This is a genomic window from Streptomyces sp. NPDC015139, assembly GCF_043079785.1.
Lineage (GTDB): Bacteria > Actinomycetota > Actinomycetes > Streptomycetales > Streptomycetaceae > Streptomyces > Streptomyces albidocamelliae.
The window spans coordinates 73,147-89,786 of record NZ_JBIBUW010000012.1; the positions used below are offsets into that span (position 1 = coordinate 73,147).

The window sequence follows — 16,640 nt, forward strand, 5'->3', positions numbered from 1 at the left end:
GACCCCTCCCCGCACGGCTGAGAACAATTGCGTGCGAGCTTACCCAGCGCGACCCACGCGCGGTTCGGCGTTTCGTGAGCCCTGCGGTCCCGGCCGATGTCTAGGCTCGGCGCGTGGGGCAGCCTGAGCAGCGTGCCGAGTGCGCGGGACCGTTCGTCACCAAAGTCACCTGGCCGCTGCCCGGCGGCGGGGAGGCGGTGTGGGAGTCGCGGACCGCACGACGGCGCGGAGCACTCGCCGTCCGCCCGCCCGGCGGGACGGAGAGCCGGCGCACCCGTGCGGACGCCGCCGCTCTCGGCCGGCTGCGCAGACTCAACGTCATCGCGGCGGCCGCGTTCGTCATCGGCGGGGGCCTCTTCGCGGCCGGCGCCGGCTTCGCCCTGTACGGGTCGGGCGACGCCACCGAGTTGGCGTCGATCTACTTCGCGGGCGGCCTGTTCTTCAACACCGGCGGCTATGTCTCGCTGCTCCAGGTGATCAACGCACCCCGCCACGACACCACCGGGGCAGGCCGACTCGCCACCCGCCGCTGGCGGTGGTGGAGCTACGAGCCGATGCGGGTGGACTGGCTGGGCGCTTTCGTCCTCTTCCTGGGCACGCTCGTCTTCGCGGTCAACCTGCTGGACTCCTTCCTCCAGGGCCTGAGCGTCCAGCAGGTCAACCGGCTGATCTGGGTGCCCGACGTGATCGGCTGCGTACTGTTCCTCGTCTCGGGGCACCTGGGCTTCGTCGAGCTCTGCCACGGCCGGCCCTGTGTCCACCCGCACAGTCTGGGCTGGTGGATCGTCGCCGTGAACCAGCTCGGCTCCGTCCTCTTCATGGTCTCCGCACTCGCCGCGTACACCCGCCCGGCGACCGGCAGCCTGGTCAACGCCGACATCGCCAACTGGGGCACCCTCACGGGCGCCCTCTGCTTCTCGCTCGCGGGCGTGCTTCAGCTCTACGAGCACCCGTAGCCGGTCGAGGCGGCGTCCGGGCGGAGGCAGGAGGGCGACCGCGCGGGTCCCCGGGGCGGGGGCTACAGGACGATGATCACGACGCCGCCCCGGTCGAAGCGGTGATCGAAGCGGTGATCAAATCGGTGATCGAAGCGATTGTCGAAGCGGTGATCGAAGCGGTTGTCGAAGCGGTTGTCGAAGCGGTCGCCGTGGTGGTCGAAGCACCAGCGGTTCCAGTCGCCTCCGCCGCCGCACCAGTCGGTGCCGACGTTCGTGTGCACGGCGGGGGTCGCTGCCGCGGCCGTCCCCGCCGCGCCGATCGTGGCGCCGCCGACCAGCACGATGCCGACCGCGGACGCCACGGCGAGACGCGTCGAGCGTGTTGCTCGCATGGGTATACGCCTTCTTCCATCGTCGCGCACGACCTCGGCGGCACGAGACGGGCCGGCCCGAGGTCACCTCATCACGTGATACGTGGGCGGCGCGCATTTGGATTGGCGATGCGGCTCTCGTCCCTCGGTGACAGGTCAGTGATGCTCGTGGTGGTTCCGGATGGCGGTGGTGGCCAGGAACCCGGTGGCCGCGGCGCTGAGGAGGGCGCCCAGGGCGAGGAAGAAGGTCGTGCGCTGCATGGCGGGGCCTTTCTGGCGGCGTATCGGGTGCCTTGCACAACGGTCGCGGTCGCCGTTTCGACTCGTCCGAGCGGCAACTGCAACCCGCATGGACGCGAGTCCCCCGCAGGGTCAGCCGTTCGGACGAGGCGGTCCGAGCGCCCTCGGAGGCGTACTGGTGGGCAGAACGGCAGCGCCGCCGTTCGCACGGAGAACAGGCGTTTCACCGGCGTCGGCTCTGGACAAGAGAAGGACACGCATGCCGTACGGTTGCGCCCCCTGATTGCGACATATGCCATGCACAAGCAAGAACACGCGGAGCATTCGTTCACCGCCGTCCCCGAGTCCATAGCGGCCGCCCGGGCTTTCACCGAGCAAACGCTGGAAGCCTGGCAGGTGACCGGTCGCGTGGACGACGTGCGGCTGTGTGTCTCCGAACTGGCGTCCAACGCCGTCAACCATGGGACCCGCGCCGAGGACGGCGGCCATCTCTTCCACGTCCGTATCGACGCCGACGACACCCTCATCCGGGTCGAGGTCGAGGACGACGACCCGCTGAGCACGCCTCGTGTCCGGCAGCCGGCGGAAGGTGACACCGGCGGGCGCGGCATGCTCATCGTGGAGTCGCTTTCCGCGGCGTGGGGGTACGAGAGCCACGACGCGGACGGCAAGGCCGTCTGGACCGAGTTCTTCACCAGCCGTACATGAGGGCGGGCCGGGGGGAACCCGGAGGTCACCGGTTCGCGGGGAAGCCGACCTGGTCGAGGTAGAGGGGCATCTTGTCGTCCGCGTCGGCCCGTTGGGCCGGGGCCGGGCTGATCCGGGCCGGTTTCCCGCTGAAGAGGCCGTCGATGGAGCCGTTCAGCTCGCCCTGGAGGGACATGGAGGAGAACACGAACGGCAGTCCGTTCGAGGCTAGCGGGTCCGGTCCGCTCATGACCTGGAAGTGCAGATGCGGGGCGTCGCTGTTGCCCGAGTTCCCGAGCTGTCCGATCTGCGTGCCCGCCGCCACCTTCTGACCGGCCCGCACCCTGCCGCCCGTCGAGCCCGGTGCGAGATGGGCGTACAGCACATATTCGCCGCCCGGCAGCTTCTCCACGACGTGGTTGCCCGCGTAGTCGCTCAGCGGGAGGTTCGCCGGGCTCTGGCCCGGGGTGGAGTCCGGCAGACCGTCGACGACCGAGACGATCTCACCGTCGGCCGCCGCCGTGACGGGAACGCCGTAGTAGGGATAACTGCTCACCTTGTCCACCGCGCCGGTGCGCAGCCGGTCGTCGGCGCCCAGGCGCACGAAGTCGATCGCGAAGCGCTCGGCGAAGTACGTGGACCCGTTCAGCGGGGAACCCGCGCCCCGGTGCGGAGTGACCTGGTCGCAGCATCCGTTGCCGTCGAGCCAGCCCGCGCCGCCGAGCGGCGGACGCAGGACGACCGGATGCCGGTCGGGGACCGTCAGGTTCGCCACCGACTCCGTCACATGCCCGGGGATGAGGCCGACGGCCTTCGGATACGTCACCGACACCTGGTGGCCGAGCCGCAGCGGGAACAAGGTGCCGGCGGGTACGACGGCATCGATCCAGACCCGTCCCTGACGCCCCGGCGACAACTGGTCGGTGGGCTTGGCGCCGGGGGCCGAACCGGAGGGTCGGAAGTGCGCCTCGAGAGAGTCGCCGGTCAGCTTCAGCAGGGTGCGGTGGCCGTCGCGATCCCGCACGGTCACCCCGGTCAGCGTGGCCGGCAGGGTGCTCTCGTTGACCACCGTGAGCTCGTACGCCAGGTGTGTCCTGCCGTCCGTGCCCCGCACGGGGACGGGGACGGTCGTCGCGGACGCGGTGACCGGTGTGATCGCGTCCTGCCCGGCACTCGACGCGGGGGAGAGCGTGCCGGCCGGCGGCGCGGCCGCGGCGGCGGGTGTGAGACCGAGCCCCGCGCCGAGCAGCGACGCGGCCGCCACAGCGGCACCACCGCGAGCTGTCCTCTGCGTTCTGCGCATGACCGATTCCCGGGGGAAGAGCCCATCTGCGATGGGAGAACCGATGTCCCGTGCGAAAGCGGGAAAAGAGCCTATCCGGCGAGAGGGGCTTCCGCATGCCGTGAAGGGCCTGATGGACCGGCCCGGTGCGTGGAAGCCCGATTCGCCTCAGGCTGCGATGCCCGCCGCGGGGCGCACCCCGTCGTGTGCCGTACCCGTCCGGGAGGCGTCGGGCGTGGCGACCGGCGTGGCCGGTATCCGTCCTCGACGGGTCCTACGGGCCGCTTCCTGCTCCAGAGCCGTGGTCAGGCCGTCCAGCTCGACGCCGAACCACGCGAGGAGGCCGAGCCGGCGACGGGCGTCGCCGTAACGTCCGTGCACCCGGTCCCCGCTGACGTACGCGTGATCCGCGACCGCGTTCAGCAACCTCTCGGGCACCGCCGTGACGGTGCCGGGGCAGACCAGTTCCTCGACGTACCGGGTGTCCGCGGACCGGGCCGGGACGGAGGACAGCCAGAGCAGGCGCGGCGGCAGCGCTCCGGCCGCCGTCAGCCGCCGCAGGCGGGGGCTGTCCAGCAGCCGTTCCTGGCGTTCCTGAGCGAGGCGGGCCAGTGCCGGCCCCGCCGTGCCCAGCAGCGCGGCCGCCTCGGCTCCGCCCGCCAGCTCCAGGCACCGGTCGACGGCGACGTCCACCGCGCCGGGGGAGAAGGACACCACGAAGGCCACGTCACTCAGCCGTTGCCTGCGGTCCCGGGCCCGCTCCAGGCCCGTGCACGCGGCCGACAGCACCTGCTCGTGCCGAAGCGGGTTGAACACCCCGGTCGCCTGGACGGGGATGCCCAGCTCCAGACAGGCCGAGATCGCCGGCAGGGTCGCGTCCGTGACCGGGATACGGATCATGAGGTTGGGCCGTCCGACCCGTGTGCGCAGCGCTACGGCCGCGTTCACCACGTCGGTCGCACGGTTCGTGGTCCGGGAGGAGAGCGCGACGCTCACGTACCCGTCCCGGCCGCCGCTGTCCCGGTGGACCGGCGCCAGCAGATCGCACGAGAGGCGGAGATCCGCCGCCCCCATGTCGCGCAGCACGGCGGGAGCGGGGAACCACGAAGGGGTCCTGTCGGCCGCCGCCCCGCCGATCGGCCCCCGCGTACCGACGCCGCTCGCGTACAGGCAGCGCAACAGGGCGGTGGGAGCCGGATCGGTGATCAGTCCGGACACCCGTCCCCGCCGTACGTGCACGTCGATCGAGCTCGCGTCCAGACGGGCCCGGCCGGAGTCGTCCAGCCAGACGGAGACGCCCTCCCGGGCCAGGCGTGCGAAGACATCGGGCATGTCGTCCTCCTGTGTGAGTGGGAATGCCTCGACGCTAGGCCCGCCGCCCGGGCCGCCGAATGGACCGGCGGAGGGACCCGGCTCCTGAAACAGGTGTCGGCCGATCGGGGGAACGCCGCCGTCGGCCGACCGGTGGACCCGGCCGGTCCGCCGCTCGGAGGACGGCCCCCTGTCCGCGGAAACAGCCGGACGGGCCACGAGCGGCGTCCGGTGCCGCGCCTAGCGTGAAGACGCCCTCCGGATCCACTGCCGATCCCCCGACGGAGGCGCGTCAGCAGCCCGTTGAACAGGAGATCCCGTGCTCGTACAGGAGCGCACACACATGCCCCGTGCCCGGCGCGCGGTCGGCGAGGTGGCGTACGGGGCGACCGTAGGGATCCTCGTGCCCCTCATCGCCCTGGTCGTCTCGGCCGTCCTGGTCCTCTGGGCTCCCTCGCACACCCGGTTCGGACCCGTGTTCGCGGCCGTACCCGCACTGGCGGCGGCCACCTGCACCGTGACCGGCATAGCCTGCGTCGGGCTGCTCACCAGCCTGACGTCCCTGCTCGTCGCATGGCTCCACGGCTGGCTCCTCGACGCCCCGTCCCTGGGCACGATCATCTGCATCGTCGCCGTGTCCCTGGCGGCCATGTGGGCGGGAGCCGTCCGGCTGCGCCGGGAACAGGAACTGGCCGACGTCCGGCTGATCGCCGAGACGGCCCAGCGGGTGGTCCTGCGCCCGGTGCCCGAACGCCTCGGACCGGTCCGACTGAACGGCCTGTACCTCGCCGCACACCACCGGGCACGCATCGGCGGGGACGCCTACGAATGCCTGGAGACGGCCTTCGGCGTGCGGGTGCTCATCGCCGACATCCGCGGCAAGGGCCTGCCCGCCGTCGACGCCGCCGCCGCACTGCTGACCTGCTTCCGGGAGGCCGCGCACACCGAGAGGTCACTGGACCGCCTGGCCAAGCGCCTGGAGGACAGCACGCAGCGCTACGCGCGTTCGGCCGGCGCCTTCTCCGAGTGTTTCGCCACCGCCGTCATCGTCGAGATCCCCACCGAGGAAGTCGTGCGCATCGTGCACTTCGGCCATCCCCGGCCGCTCCTGCTGCGCAGCGGCTGCTCGGTGCCCCTCACCCCGTCCGTGAGCGGACTGCCGCTGGGGTTCGGCGACCTGGCCCAGGCCGGGCACCACCTGGTGACCAGGCCCTTCCGGCTGGGCGACCGCATCCTGCTGTACACCGACGGAGTGACCGAATGCCGAGCCGACGACGGCACGTTCTACCCCCTGCTCCGGCGGCTGCAGCGCTGGACCGGGCTCACGGGCGCGGTCCTGCTCGACACCCTGCGCGAGGACCTCCTCCGCCACGGGGGAGGCCGCCGACAGGACGACGCGGCCCTGATCCTGGTCGAGCGGGTCGACGCCGCGATCCCCGCCCCGTCGGCGCGCCCCGCCGGCTGACCCCGGCCGACGGCCCGGACACCCGGCGTACGACACCTGCGCCCCGGCACGGAGTTGCCTCCTGCGGGGACCGTGCTCGGGATAGGGTGCCCGCGTGACGGTTTCCGATCATTTCTCCCCTTCATGAAGCCCGACAGCGCTTCACGGGTGAGCCGATGGGACCGGATCCGCGACCAGTTGCGCGACGAAGGACCAGCCGCCTCCCGGATCCTCGTCACCGTGGTCGCCGCCTGGACGGCGGCCAAGTGGGTCGGGGCCGACCAGCCACCCGTCTACGCGGCGATCGTCCCCCTCGTCGCCCTGCGCGGCGACCCGATGAGCGCCCTGCAGATCTCCTACGAGCGTGTCCTGGCCGTCGTCGCGGGCGTGGCGATCGGCATCGCGACGCTGAACGTCCTGCGGCCGTCGACCGCGTCACTCGTGGTCGTCGTGGCCCTCGGCCTCGCCGTCGGCATCTTCTTCCCCAAGGGCGCCGGCCTGAACGTCCAGGTGCCCGCCTCCTCCCTGCTGGTCCTCGCCAACCCCGCTCCCGACGCCTACGCCCTGTCCCGGTTCTGGGAAACGGCCATGGGGGCGCTGGTGACGACAGCGCTGGCCCCACTGCTCTGGCCGCCGCATCCGCGGCGCGTGCTGAAGGCCCTGGCGGACGACTGCCGCAACCGGCTCGCCCAGGGGGTCACGGTCACCCCCGCCGTCCTCACCGGCGGGCCGGCCGTCGCACGGGACAACCTCGCCGTCGTCAACGGTCACATCGCCGCCGTCAAGGCGGACGCCACCCGCGCGCGTGAGGCCCAGCGCGCGATGCGTTTCAATCCGCTGCGGCGCGGACACCGGGGCGCCGTGGCCGGCCTCGTCCGAGCCATCGAGACGGCGGAGCGGATCGCCGCGGATCTCGGCACCCTCGCCCGTGAGGCGGCCGCCTTCTCCGACCGCCCGGATCTGGTCGCGGACGTGCGACGGGCCCAGCGGCAGCTGCGTCCCGTCGCGGACGCCACGGCCCGGGCCATCGACGCCCTGCTCTCCGAGCAGGAGTTCCGGCCCCTCGTCACCGAGGCCCGCGCGGCACTGGCTGCCTACGCCCACTCCGACAGCCGACCCGCAGCGGTGGCCCTGCGCCGCCCCTTCCAGCAGATCCTCGACGACCTGGACCCGACGACACCGCTCGGGGCGTCATCGGGCGACGGTGGGGGCTGAGCGTGCCGCGGTGACCGGCGAACGGCCGCCACCGGCCGCACTGTTGAGCGGCCCACTGGGTTTTCGGCCCGTGCCGGTACGAGGCACCGTGGTCAAGAGCAAGGGCCATGGTCGCGAGCAAGGGCCATGTCGGGCGATCGGGCCCCCGCCCTTCCCCCGCTCGTTGGGCCGATCGGTCGATGACCCGGGAGGGCCCGATCAGGGACCCTGAAGGCGGAACACTTCTCCGCCGAGCGTGCGTGCGCGCACGACACCCCACGGGAACTCATCATGATCAAAACCCTTCCGGCCGTTTCGGCGCTCGCCGCCGCGGCCGTCATCAGCACCGCCACGACCTCTCTCGCCGCCCCGGCGAGGAAGCGGCCGCAGCACCCCACCATCGTCCTGGTGCACGGCGCCTTCGCCGACGGTTCCAGTTGGAACCTGGTGACGGAGAGGCTGCAGACCCTCGGCTACCGCGTCGTCGTCCCGGCCAACCCGCTGCGCGGCCTGGCGGAGGACTCCGCCTACCTCGGCAGCATCCTCGAAACGATCGAGGAACCGGTCGTCCTCGTGGGCCACTCCTACGGCGGCGAGGTGATCACGAACGCCGCCGCGTCGAGCCCTCGGGTCAAGGCGCTCGTGTACGTGGCCGCGATCGTCCCCGAGAAGGGCGAGAGCGCCGACGACATCCTCGGCGCGTTCCCCGGCAGCCTGCTCCCCGGCGCTCTCGACCAGGCCGCCTACCCGCTGCCCGGCGGCGAGCGGGGAACGGACCTGTATGTGAGGCCGGAGCTGTTCCGGGAGGTGTTCGCCGCGGACGTCCCGGAACGGGAGGCGGCGGTGCTCGCCGCGACCCAACGTCCCATCGACGCCTCCGCCCTGGGAGCCCGGAGCGAGAACGCCGCGTGGCACGCCCTCCCGTCCTGGTACCTGGTCGCGAACGACGACCGCGTCATCCCGCCGGCCGCGGAACGGCACATGGCCGAGCGGGCGAACGCCCATGTCAGCGAGGTGGACTCCTCCCACGCTGTCGCCGTCGCCCATCCCGCGGCGGTCATGGGTGTGATCGAGGCGGCCGCCCGGTCGGTGACGGACCGCTGAGCGACCCGCAGGCGCCGCGCGTGTCAGCGGGGCGTCCGCTGGGGGTGGATCAGGAGCAGCGCGATGTCGTCGCTGCGGGGCTCGGTGAGCCGGGCCTGGTCGATGAGGGTGTCGGCGAGGGCGTCCATGGTCCGCTCCCGGGCCTGCGCCAGCCGGTCGGCGAGGGCGTCGATCGCGTCCTCGATGTCCGTGCCCGGAGCCTCCACGAGTCCGTCGGTGTACAGGGCGAGCACGGACCCGGGCGGGAACGGCACGTCGGTGGTCGGGTAGTCGGCGGCGGGATCGATGCCGAGGAGGACCCCGGGCGGCAGATGGAGGATCTCCGTCCGGCCGTCCGGGTGGCGCAGGATCGGCGGTGGGTGGCCGGCCGTGGCCAGACAGGCGGATTGTCGGTCGAGGTCGAGATAGGCGTAGAGGCAACTGGTGAACAGACCGGCGTCGAGGTCGTTGAGCAGCCGGTTCGTCCGGGCGAGCACCTCACCGGGGGACGCGCCGGCGGTGGCGTGGACGGCCGTACGGACCTGCCCCATGAGGGTGGCGGCCTGCACGTTGTGGCCCTGGACGTCACCGATGGCCGCCGCGGCCGTCGATTCGTCGAGGCGGATGAGGTCGTAGAAGTCGCCGCCGATCTCCATGCCGCGGCTCGCGGGGAGATAGCGGGCCGCCACGTCCAGGCCGGGAACGCCGGGCAGGGTGCGGGGCAGGAGACCGGCCTGGAGGTTGTGGGCGAGCTGCTGTTTGGCGTCGTACAGACGGGCGCGGTCCAGTGCCTGGGCGATCAGTCCGGCCGTCGAGGTGAGGAACGAGCGCTCCTCCGGCGGAAAGGCCCGCGGCCGGTCGTAGGCGAGGACCAATGAGCCGACGGGACGCCCGGAGGTGATCAGGGGGAGGAACGCCCAGGCGGCCATGCCGTCCTGGAGGACCGCGGGCGGGTAGGCCCGCTTCAGATCGGTGAAGGTGCCGAAGAACCTGGCGGCACCCGTTGTCAGGACGTGCACGGCGGGCGTGTCCGAGGTCAGCGGGGCGGCGTCGAAGCGGTGCATGAGCTCGGCGGAGTAGCCGCGGAACCCGATGATCCGCAGCCGGGCCTCCTCCGTGGCCATGAGGGCGAGGGCCTGGGCGCCGAAGGCCGGAAGGACCTGGTCGGCGACCTTCTCGACGACGTCCCGCACGCCGACGGCCTCGGTGAGGGTCGCGGCCAGATGCATCAGGTGGTAGAGCGCCGTGGCGCGGCCCGGTCCGGCGGCGGGCGCGGGGTGCAGCAGGTGCGGGGGAACGACGGTGCCGCCCGAGTGCGTGGGGACGACGCGCACGCTGATGCCGGACGCGTCCGGGTAGAGGTGGAAGGACAGCCACTGGTCCGGGGGTCGCCGGGCGGTGAAGGACGTCGGCTGACGGCTGAGCGTCGCCGCCCGGTAGCGGTCCTCGGCCACGGGGTTGTCCAGCCACGGCAGCGCCTCCCAGGGCCGCCTGCCCAGCAGGTCGGGGATGTCGGCGTCGAGGAGCTCGGCGGCGGTGGTGGTGAGGAAGGTGATCCTGCCGTCCTGGTCGAGCGCGCAGCAGCCGCTGGGGAGGCGCTCGGCGAAGTCGACCGCGGCCTGGGCCTCGGCCGGCGTCGTGGCACGGGGCCGCAGCGTGGGCAGCACCCGCGGTTCCGGACCGGCCAGCACCGGGTGTCCGTCGGCGGCGGCCTCCCGCAGAAGGAGCCCCAGGTGGTCGCAGGCACCGAAGATGGCGTCCCGCTCCTGTGCGCTCAGCGCGGACGCGTGGGTGGCGGCCCAGTGCAGCACCACGCCACCCCATGCCCGGTCGCCGGTGACGATCGGTGCGGCGGCCATGGCGAAGGGGTGGGGGAGGACGAGCGCGAGTTGCGGATAGCGGTGCGCCAGCTCCTCCTGACCGCCGATCCACACCAGCCGCCGTTCGCGCACCGCGTCGCTCACCGGAGTCGCGGCGGCGAGCGCCACCCGGGACCAGGGCGAGGCGATCCGCATCGAGATACCGCCCAGCATGGCGAGTTGCAGCACCTGCCGGTCCGGCGGCATCAGATAGACGGCGCTCGCGTAGGCGCCGGTGTCCCGCGCGAGCCGCCCGAGGACGGCGCCCACCGTCCCGGGACCGGAGTCGGCGGCGGAAGGGCCGGTGGCGGAAGGGCCGGTGGCCGCGTCGGACACGCTTCACCTCCGGGCGCCGGCACCGGTCGCCGCCGCGCGCACCTGACCGGCCGGCTCGGGCGCCCGCGCCGGCGTGGAACAGTGGCAGCCCCGTGCCGCTCCACCCATGGCGAGCAGTCGAGCATCACCCATATACGGACCATATGCCGTCCCCGGTGTGACGGCACCGGGGCGGACACCCTCGGGCGGCGCGCACGCCGACGCCCCGACGCGGGCAGGGGCGGAACCCCCGAGAGGATCCGCCCCGCCGCGGTACCCGGACCTCCTGCCCCGGCGGGTCAGCCCGTGCTCGGGGGCGTGTGGCACTTGGCGCCGTAGACCATGTCCAGGTGGGCCTGGATGATCGGACGGGCCATCTCGGCGTACGCCTTGACCTGGCTGTTCCGTGTGCTCGCGATCTCCTGGTCGATGGTGGCCAGTGCCTCCTTGTGCCCCGGGTACATCATGTTCAGCCAGGCCGTGTCGTAGGCGGGTGTGTGCGCCTTGTCCGCCACGGGGGCGAACATTCGCTGGTCGGCCCTGGTCGGACCGCTGGGCAGCGGCACGCCCAGGGATTTCGCGACCGGCTTGAGTTTCACCTCGAGCTGCGTGTGGTTGTCGTACAGGACATGGCCCGCCTGCCTGACGCACTCGCTGGTCGCGTTCTTCTGCGCGTTGCTCCCCGCCGCGATCTCGCTCACGTTCACGTTCGCCATGAACGCGACGAAAGCCTTGTCGCTCTGGGCGTGCGACGGGGCCATGCCGTCCGCGGACGCGATGCCCGCCGACACACCCACCACGGACATGGCCACGAGCGCTATGGACACCGACCGGTTGTACTGCTTCATCTCGACAGTCCTTTCAACAGGCGCGGGCACGGGTTCGTGCCCTGGCGTCCAGATTTGAGGACCGTCGCCACGAGCGCCGTCGTCCACCTGGGGGGTTCGCCGGCGGAACCGTCCCGTCCGTACGGGGGACATGGGTGCGCCGGGGAGGCGGACGACCGCTCGCCAGGTGTGGCGTCTCGGGACCTTGGTTACGCGAAGTCCTCGAAGGTGAGCTGCTGCGGGATGTCCGCAAGTGGTTCGGGCGGCTGGTCAAAGACGATCCGGTAGTCGCTCCCGGCGGTCCGGCCGATGGGGGTCGGCCGCCGAGCGCGGCGTGCGGCCGCTCGTGGTTGTAGCAGTTCACGAACTCCGCGAGTGCGACGCGGCGTTCACGCTCGGTTGTGTAGTCGCGGACGTACGCCCACTCGCGGGAGAGCGTCCCGTCATACCTCTCCACCTTCCCCTTCGTGCGCGGCGTGTACGGCCTGCTCCGGTTGTGCTTCGTACCGGTCGCGGCGAGCGCGTCAGCCCAGGTCGTAGACCGGTGGCACGCGCCGTTGTCGGTGAGGCAGCGGCGGATCGGTGTGATGCCGTGGGAGGCGGCTCGGTGCCCGCGCCGTGTATCCGCCACCCTCCGCCGGCCGGGATGCGTCCGAGCTTCTTGACGTCGACGTGGACCAGGTCGCCGACCTGATCGTGCTCGTAGCGGATGACCTCGCGCAGCTGCTCGCCGGTCGGTGGGTCGAGGTCCCGGAGCCGGTTGAGTCCTGGCCTCACCAGGATGCGGTGGACGGTCGCGGGTGCGAGTGTGACGCCGTGCAGCCGCTGTAGGTCGGAAGCGAGCCGGGCCGGCCCGTGCTGGGTCTGCCGCCGCAGCGCCTCCACCAGGTCAGCGGTGTCTTCGGGGGTGCGGGCGGGGCTGGTGGCGGGGCGGGAGGAGTGGTCGAGTAGCGATCGGACGTCCGGCGTCGATCCGCAGACACAAGCGCAGACGTCCTTCGGGGGTCAGCGGTGCGTTCCGATGTCCCCTGCTGGCGGCGCTCTTGGACTCGGTGGCCGTGTTCACCGGGAGCCCTGGGATCTCAGGGCTCCCGTGTGAGCGGCTGTGCGTGGCGTCAGCGTGCGAACTTCTCGATGGCCGCTGGGGTGACGGGGGTGAAGAAGTTGACGAGGTTGCCGTCGGGGTCACGGAACAGCAGCGACCGGTTGCCCCAGGGCATCGTGGTGGGCTCGGTGACGAAGTCGGTGACGAAGCCGGTCAGGTTCTGGTGAACGCGGTCCACGTCGTCGACGAGGAACTCGGTGATCACGCTGTGGTTGTCCGCCGGGCGGGCAGAGCCCGGGGCGAACAGCGGGACGGTGCGGGTGCCGGCGATCGCGAGGGTGGCGCCCGCGGTCTTCAGTTCGGCGAAGTCTTCGGTGGCCCACATCGCCCGCGCCCCTGTGGCTCGCTCGTAGAAGTCGACGAGTCGCGCTACGTCGCTGGTGATGATGCGGATCGAGACGAAGTCCATGGGATCTCCTTGGCTGTGCTGGAGGCGTGCACTGCGCAGGCTAGGAGAAATAGTGGACAGAATCGGTCCTGTATCTGCGTTAGGTTGTGCACATGTCTCGACCCACTGGCCGCGTCCTGACACTCCTGGAGCTGCTGCAGTCGGGCGGAACCCGGACGGTGGCCGAACTCGCCGACCGGCTCGGCGTCGAAGGGCGCACCGTGCGGCGGTATGTGGACCAGCTGATCGACCTGGATGTGCCCGTGGAATCGGTGCGCGGCCGCTACGGCGGGTATCGGCTCGCCCCCGGGTACCGCTTGCCTCCGCTCATGCTCAGCGACGACGAGGCGCTGGCCGTGCTGCTCGGCCTGGTCGCCGGCCGCCGAGCAGGGCTGACGACGACGCAGCACACGGCAAACGAGACGGCATCGGCGAAGATCCGGCGGGTGCTGCCCAAGCACATCGCCCGCCGGCTCGACACACTTCTGGAGGCTCTCGCCTTCACGGACCAGTCCGACGAGTTCGACACCCCGGACGCTGGGGTCCTGCTCGCCATCGCCGATGCGGTACGCCACCGCCGGCCGGTCTTGATCCGCTACACCGACCGCGACGGACGGCGCAGCGAACGCACGCTGCACGCGTACGGGATCGTCGCCCATGCGGGCCGGTGGTACGTCACGGGCAAGGACGCCCGGATCGGCGAGGACCGAACCTTCCGGCTCGATCGCATCGCGGACGCGCGGACCCTGCCCGGCTCATTCGAAGCACCCGTGGGGCCCGGTCCGGCACAGCGCGTGTTGTCAGGGTTCGCCACGGCCGAGTACCGGCATGAGGTGACCTTGCGGATTCACGGGACAGTTGAGCAGATCCGCGCCCGCCTTCCCGTCAGCGTCGCGAACCTGGAGGAGCACGCGCCCGCGGCAGGCCAGGACCGGGCGACCGCGCGCTGGCTGCGCGTCGAGCTGCGGGCGGAGCGGCTCGATTGGTTGCCTCCGGTACTCGCCTCACTCGACCGGCCGTTCGTCATCGAGCGCCCCGATGAACTGCGCGACCTCGTCATCGCGCTCGCCGATCGCCTCGCGTCCTACGCCCGCCAAGCCTGACGGCGAGGAACCAACGTCATGAGGTGGCACAGCTAGGTGTTGTAGATGTCGACCCAGATGGTCTTGCCCCGCCCGCTGGGGGTGTTGCCCCACTGCGTGGAGAGGGTGTCGACGATGTTGAGCCCCCGCCCGTGCTCGGCGTGCTGATTCTGTTCCAGGGTCTGGGTGATGGGCGTCGGGATGGGCGGCGTGGGATTGGTGTCGCGTACTTCGAGTCGCAGATGGTCGGGGTATTCGCGCAGGCGGAGATCGACGTCGCTGTCCGCGTGGATGAGGGCGTTGGTGACGATCTCGCTGGTGATGAGCTGGAAGTTGTCGATGAGGTCGTCGAGGCCCCACTGGTGGAGGTTGTCGGTGACGAACTGACGGGCCGCCTTGACGGCCCTGAGGTCGTGGCGGTGGAACGTGGTGCGCGTGATGCGCCGGTTGGGGCCTGGGTCCGGTCCTTCGTAGTGGGCGAGGAGGAGCGCGACGTCGTCGTGGTGCGTGCCGTGCGTGGTGGCCTGGTCGATCAGATGGTCGGCGAGGGTGTCGAGGGAAGGAGCGTCCTGGGTGGGGACGGCCGACACGGCGGCGTGGGGAGGCGGCGAGGCGGTGGTGTCGAGGGTGTGGGTCCACAGCACGGTGTCGTGGGTGTGCGTGTGGGTGAGGCCGTCGGTGTAGAGGATGAGCAGGGTGTCGGGGCTGAGCGGGGTCTCGTCGGCGGTGTAGGTGGTCTCGGGGTCGATCCCCAGGGGAATGCCCGGAGGAAGGTCCGGGGCGGCGATGTGGCCGTTCGGGGTGCGGATGAGCGGCGGCGGATGACCGGCGAGGGCGGTCTCGGCGACGCCGGTCGAGGGGTCCACGGTGGTGAGGCAGCAGGTGGCCATGAGATCGGTGTCGAGGGCGTTGAGGAGACGGTTGGCGCGCGTCATGACGGCGTCCGGGGGGTGGCCCTCGGTGGTGTAGGCGCGGACGGCGCTCCTGAGTTGCCCCATCACCACGCAGCTCTCGATGCTGTGCCCCTCGACGTCACCGATGACCAGGGCGAGGCGGCCGGCGGGCAGCGGGATCATGTCGTACCAGTCGCCGCCGAGTCCGGCGGTGGAGGGAGCGGGCAGGTAGCGCGCGGTGGTGGTGATGCCGGGCACCTCGACGAGATCGCGGGGAAGGAGCTTCTTCTGCAGGTTCTCGGCCAGGGAGCGGGCGTTCTCGTCGAGACTCGCGCGTTCGATCGCGGGACCGAGGAGGTCCATCATCATCATGGCGACGACACGTTCCTGCGAGCTGAAGGTGCGGGGCCGTCCGAAGCCGAGAGTGCACACCCCGGTGAGCCGGTCCTTGAGGATGAGCGGCAGGTGGGCGGTCGCCTCGAGCTCGTCGTCCACGGCCTGCGGGTACGCCTGCGTGAGCGTGGCGTGGTCCTCGAAGAACAGCGGGGTATGGGTCAGGAGGGCGTCGGCGTCGGGGCGATGGGGGCCGGCGGCCTGGCCGTGCAGCAGCCTCAGGGCGACGGTGGGATACCCGCTGTGCCCGGTGATCCAGAGCCTGCCGTCCTTGAGCGTGCTCACGACGAACGCGGAGGCGCCGAACGGGGCCATGACCCGGTCGCGCGCGACCTGCATGATCTCGTCGACGCTCGCGGCCTCGTTGAGCTCGGCGGCGAGTTGGTGCACCTGGTACATGAAGCTGACTTCGGTGGAGCCCGGGACGTGGGGCAGCCCCCAGCCCGAGTTGTCGGCCTGCACTGCATGGGACTTCGACTGATAGAGCGGGATCAGCGCGGGCTTGGTGCCGGGATGCATGTCGACGCCCTGGCCGAGGAGGGTGTGCAGGGTACGGCCGAGGTCTTCGGCCCGGTCGGTCAGCCAGGCGATCTCGTGGGCGTGCAGGAAGCGGGTACGGGGTGGCACCCAGGCGAAGGTGAGAACGCCGAGGCGGCTGCTCTCGGCGTCCAGGGGGAGGGAGATCACCGAATAGGGGAAGGGGATGCGGCTGGCGAGCTTCAGATCGGGGTAGTACGGCGCGGCGAACCCGGCCATGGTCATCTGCCCGGTGCGGAACGCCGCGGCGGTGGCGTAGGGAGCGTTGAGGTCCACGCGTTCCGGCATGGTGTAGATCGCGGGCTGGGCCCCGGCGACGATCGCGGTCCGCAGGGTCTGTTTGTCCTTGTCGAGCAGGTAGGCCAGGCCCGTGTTCGCGCCCAGGTGCTCGACGACCTCCCGCAAGGTGGTCGCGAGGGCGGAGTCCCGGTGCAGAGTGGTGTGGGGGTCCGTGGGTTCGTTCATGGCCGTGTCCCGCGTCGGACGCCCGTCCGGAGGGCGCGTGAGGCTGAAGCTGGCTGCGTGGCTGGGTGTGGTGAGCTGTTCTCCATGCTCCCCCCGGCATGCGGCGGGCGCATCCGCCTGGCGCTCGGGAGGCCGTACGCCCGCGTCCGCGAGCTCCTCTCGTGAAGAGCGCCGTGGCCGGGCGGTGACGCGGGCGGGCCGATCACCAGCGGGTCCTGCGGCTCCT

The 16,640-nt window shown here is 71.6% G+C and carries 13 protein-coding genes and 1 pseudogene; 6 read left to right on the forward strand and 8 right to left on the reverse strand.

Annotated features, from left to right (window positions below):
- The first annotated feature begins 113 nt into the window (after window positions 1-113).
- Entirely contained in the window at window positions 114-956 is an 843-nt protein-coding gene (locus tag ACF08B_RS29010; protein ID WP_392320094.1) for a hypothetical protein, read from the forward strand.
- 62 nt (window positions 957-1,018) lie between these two features.
- On the opposite strand, the gene ACF08B_RS29015 is transcribed toward ACF08B_RS29010, so the two are convergent.
- Window positions 1,019-1,330 (reverse strand): hypothetical protein, encoded by a 312-nt coding sequence (locus ACF08B_RS29015; protein ID WP_392320095.1) that lies wholly within the window; start codon window positions 1,328-1,330, stop codon window positions 1,019-1,021.
- Between the two features lie 516 nt (window positions 1,331-1,846).
- On the opposite strand from ACF08B_RS29015, the gene ACF08B_RS29020 reads away from it, so the two are divergent.
- The gene (locus ACF08B_RS29020) at window positions 1,847-2,257 is read left to right on the forward strand and encodes an ATP-binding protein (protein WP_392320096.1); all 411 of its coding nucleotides are present in this window, start codon (window positions 1,847-1,849) and stop codon (window positions 2,255-2,257) included.
- A gap of 25 nt (window positions 2,258-2,282) precedes the next feature.
- Here the strand turns inward: ACF08B_RS29020 and ACF08B_RS29025 are convergent, their stop codons facing one another.
- On the reverse strand, window positions 2,283-3,539 hold the full coding sequence (locus ACF08B_RS29025) for a M23 family metallopeptidase (RefSeq protein ID WP_392320097.1): 1,257 nt from the start codon (window positions 3,537-3,539) through the stop codon (window positions 2,283-2,285).
- Window positions 3,540-3,686: 147 nt separating this feature from the next.
- Window positions 3,687-4,850, reverse strand: a complete 1,164-nt coding sequence (locus ACF08B_RS29030; RefSeq protein ID WP_392320098.1) for a transaldolase family protein — start codon at window positions 4,848-4,850, stop codon at window positions 3,687-3,689.
- A gap of 322 nt (window positions 4,851-5,172) precedes the next feature.
- Between ACF08B_RS29030 and ACF08B_RS29035 the strand changes: the two genes are divergently transcribed.
- The 3 genes from ACF08B_RS29035 to ACF08B_RS29045 all read left to right on the forward strand — a co-directional run bounded on the left by ACF08B_RS29035 (window position 5,173) and on the right by ACF08B_RS29045 (window position 8,571).
- A complete protein-coding gene (locus tag ACF08B_RS29035; protein WP_392320099.1) occupies window positions 5,173-6,294 on the forward strand; it encodes a PP2C family protein-serine/threonine phosphatase in 1,122 nt (373 codons plus the stop codon).
- Window positions 6,295-6,441: 147 nt separating this feature from the next.
- Window positions 6,442-7,488, forward strand: coding sequence for an FUSC family protein (locus tag ACF08B_RS29040; protein WP_392320100.1), 1,047 nt, complete (start codon window positions 6,442-6,444; stop codon window positions 7,486-7,488).
- 270 nt (window positions 7,489-7,758) lie between these two features.
- Window positions 7,759-8,571 carry an alpha/beta fold hydrolase gene (locus ACF08B_RS29045; protein ID WP_392320101.1) on the forward strand — a complete coding sequence of 271 codons (813 nt, stop codon included), beginning with the start codon at window positions 7,759-7,761 and terminating at the stop codon, window positions 8,569-8,571.
- A 23-nt stretch (window positions 8,572-8,594) separates the two neighbouring features.
- Here the strand turns inward: ACF08B_RS29045 and ACF08B_RS29050 are convergent, their stop codons facing one another.
- From ACF08B_RS29050 to ACF08B_RS29065, 4 genes and pseudogenes are all read right to left on the reverse strand, one after another.
- Window positions 8,595-10,745, reverse strand: a complete 2,151-nt coding sequence (locus ACF08B_RS29050) for a SpoIIE family protein phosphatase (protein ID WP_392320102.1) — start codon at window positions 10,743-10,745, stop codon at window positions 8,595-8,597.
- Window positions 10,746-11,023: 278 nt separating this feature from the next.
- Entirely contained in the window at window positions 11,024-11,572 is a 549-nt protein-coding gene (locus ACF08B_RS29055; protein WP_392320103.1) for a DUF4142 domain-containing protein, read from the reverse strand.
- A 274-nt stretch (window positions 11,573-11,846) separates the two neighbouring features.
- Window positions 11,847-12,617 (reverse strand): annotated as a pseudogene (locus tag ACF08B_RS29060) (integrase core domain-containing protein); the annotation flags it as partial.
- A gap of 49 nt (window positions 12,618-12,666) precedes the next feature.
- Window positions 12,667-13,065: a VOC family protein gene (locus ACF08B_RS29065; RefSeq protein WP_392320104.1), complete on the reverse strand. Its 399-nt coding sequence runs from the start codon at window positions 13,063-13,065 to the stop codon at window positions 12,667-12,669.
- Window positions 13,066-13,157: 92 nt separating this feature from the next.
- On the opposite strand from ACF08B_RS29065, the gene ACF08B_RS29070 reads away from it, so the two are divergent.
- Window positions 13,158-14,147, forward strand: coding sequence for a helix-turn-helix transcriptional regulator (locus ACF08B_RS29070; RefSeq protein ID WP_392320250.1), 990 nt, complete (start codon window positions 13,158-13,160; stop codon window positions 14,145-14,147).
- 32 nt (window positions 14,148-14,179) lie between these two features.
- Here ACF08B_RS29070 and ACF08B_RS29075 read toward each other — a convergent pair whose 3' ends face one another.
- On the reverse strand, window positions 14,180-16,414 hold the full coding sequence (locus ACF08B_RS29075; protein ID WP_392320105.1) for a SpoIIE family protein phosphatase: 2,235 nt from the start codon (window positions 16,412-16,414) through the stop codon (window positions 14,180-14,182).
- Between the last annotated feature and the right edge of the window lie 226 nt (window positions 16,415-16,640).

Coding starts and splice junctions, on each gene's coding strand:
- ACF08B_RS29015 (WP_392320095.1), bottom strand. CDS start 1,330: ATGCGAGCAACACGCTCGACGCGTCTCGCCGTGGCGTCCGCGGTCGGC.
- ACF08B_RS29020 (WP_392320096.1), top strand. CDS start 1,847: ATGCACAAGCAAGAACACGCGGAGCATTCGTTCACCGCCGTCCCCGAG.
- ACF08B_RS29025 (WP_392320097.1), bottom strand. CDS start 3,539: ATGCGCAGAACGCAGAGGACAGCTCGCGGTGGTGCCGCTGTGGCGGCC.
- ACF08B_RS29030 (WP_392320098.1), bottom strand. CDS start 4,850: ATGCCCGATGTCTTCGCACGCCTGGCCCGGGAGGGCGTCTCCGTCTGG.
- ACF08B_RS29035 (WP_392320099.1), top strand. CDS start 5,173: ATGCCCCGTGCCCGGCGCGCGGTCGGCGAGGTGGCGTACGGGGCGACC.
- ACF08B_RS29045 (WP_392320101.1), top strand. CDS start 7,759: ATGATCAAAACCCTTCCGGCCGTTTCGGCGCTCGCCGCCGCGGCCGTC.
- ACF08B_RS29055 (WP_392320103.1), bottom strand. CDS start 11,572: ATGAAGCAGTACAACCGGTCGGTGTCCATAGCGCTCGTGGCCATGTCC.
- ACF08B_RS29065 (WP_392320104.1), bottom strand. CDS start 13,065: ATGGACTTCGTCTCGATCCGCATCATCACCAGCGACGTAGCGCGACTC.
- ACF08B_RS29070 (WP_392320250.1), top strand. CDS start 13,158: ATGTCTCGACCCACTGGCCGCGTCCTGACACTCCTGGAGCTGCTGCAG.
- ACF08B_RS29075 (WP_392320105.1), bottom strand. CDS start 16,414: ATGAACGAACCCACGGACCCCCACACCACTCTGCACCGGGACTCCGCC.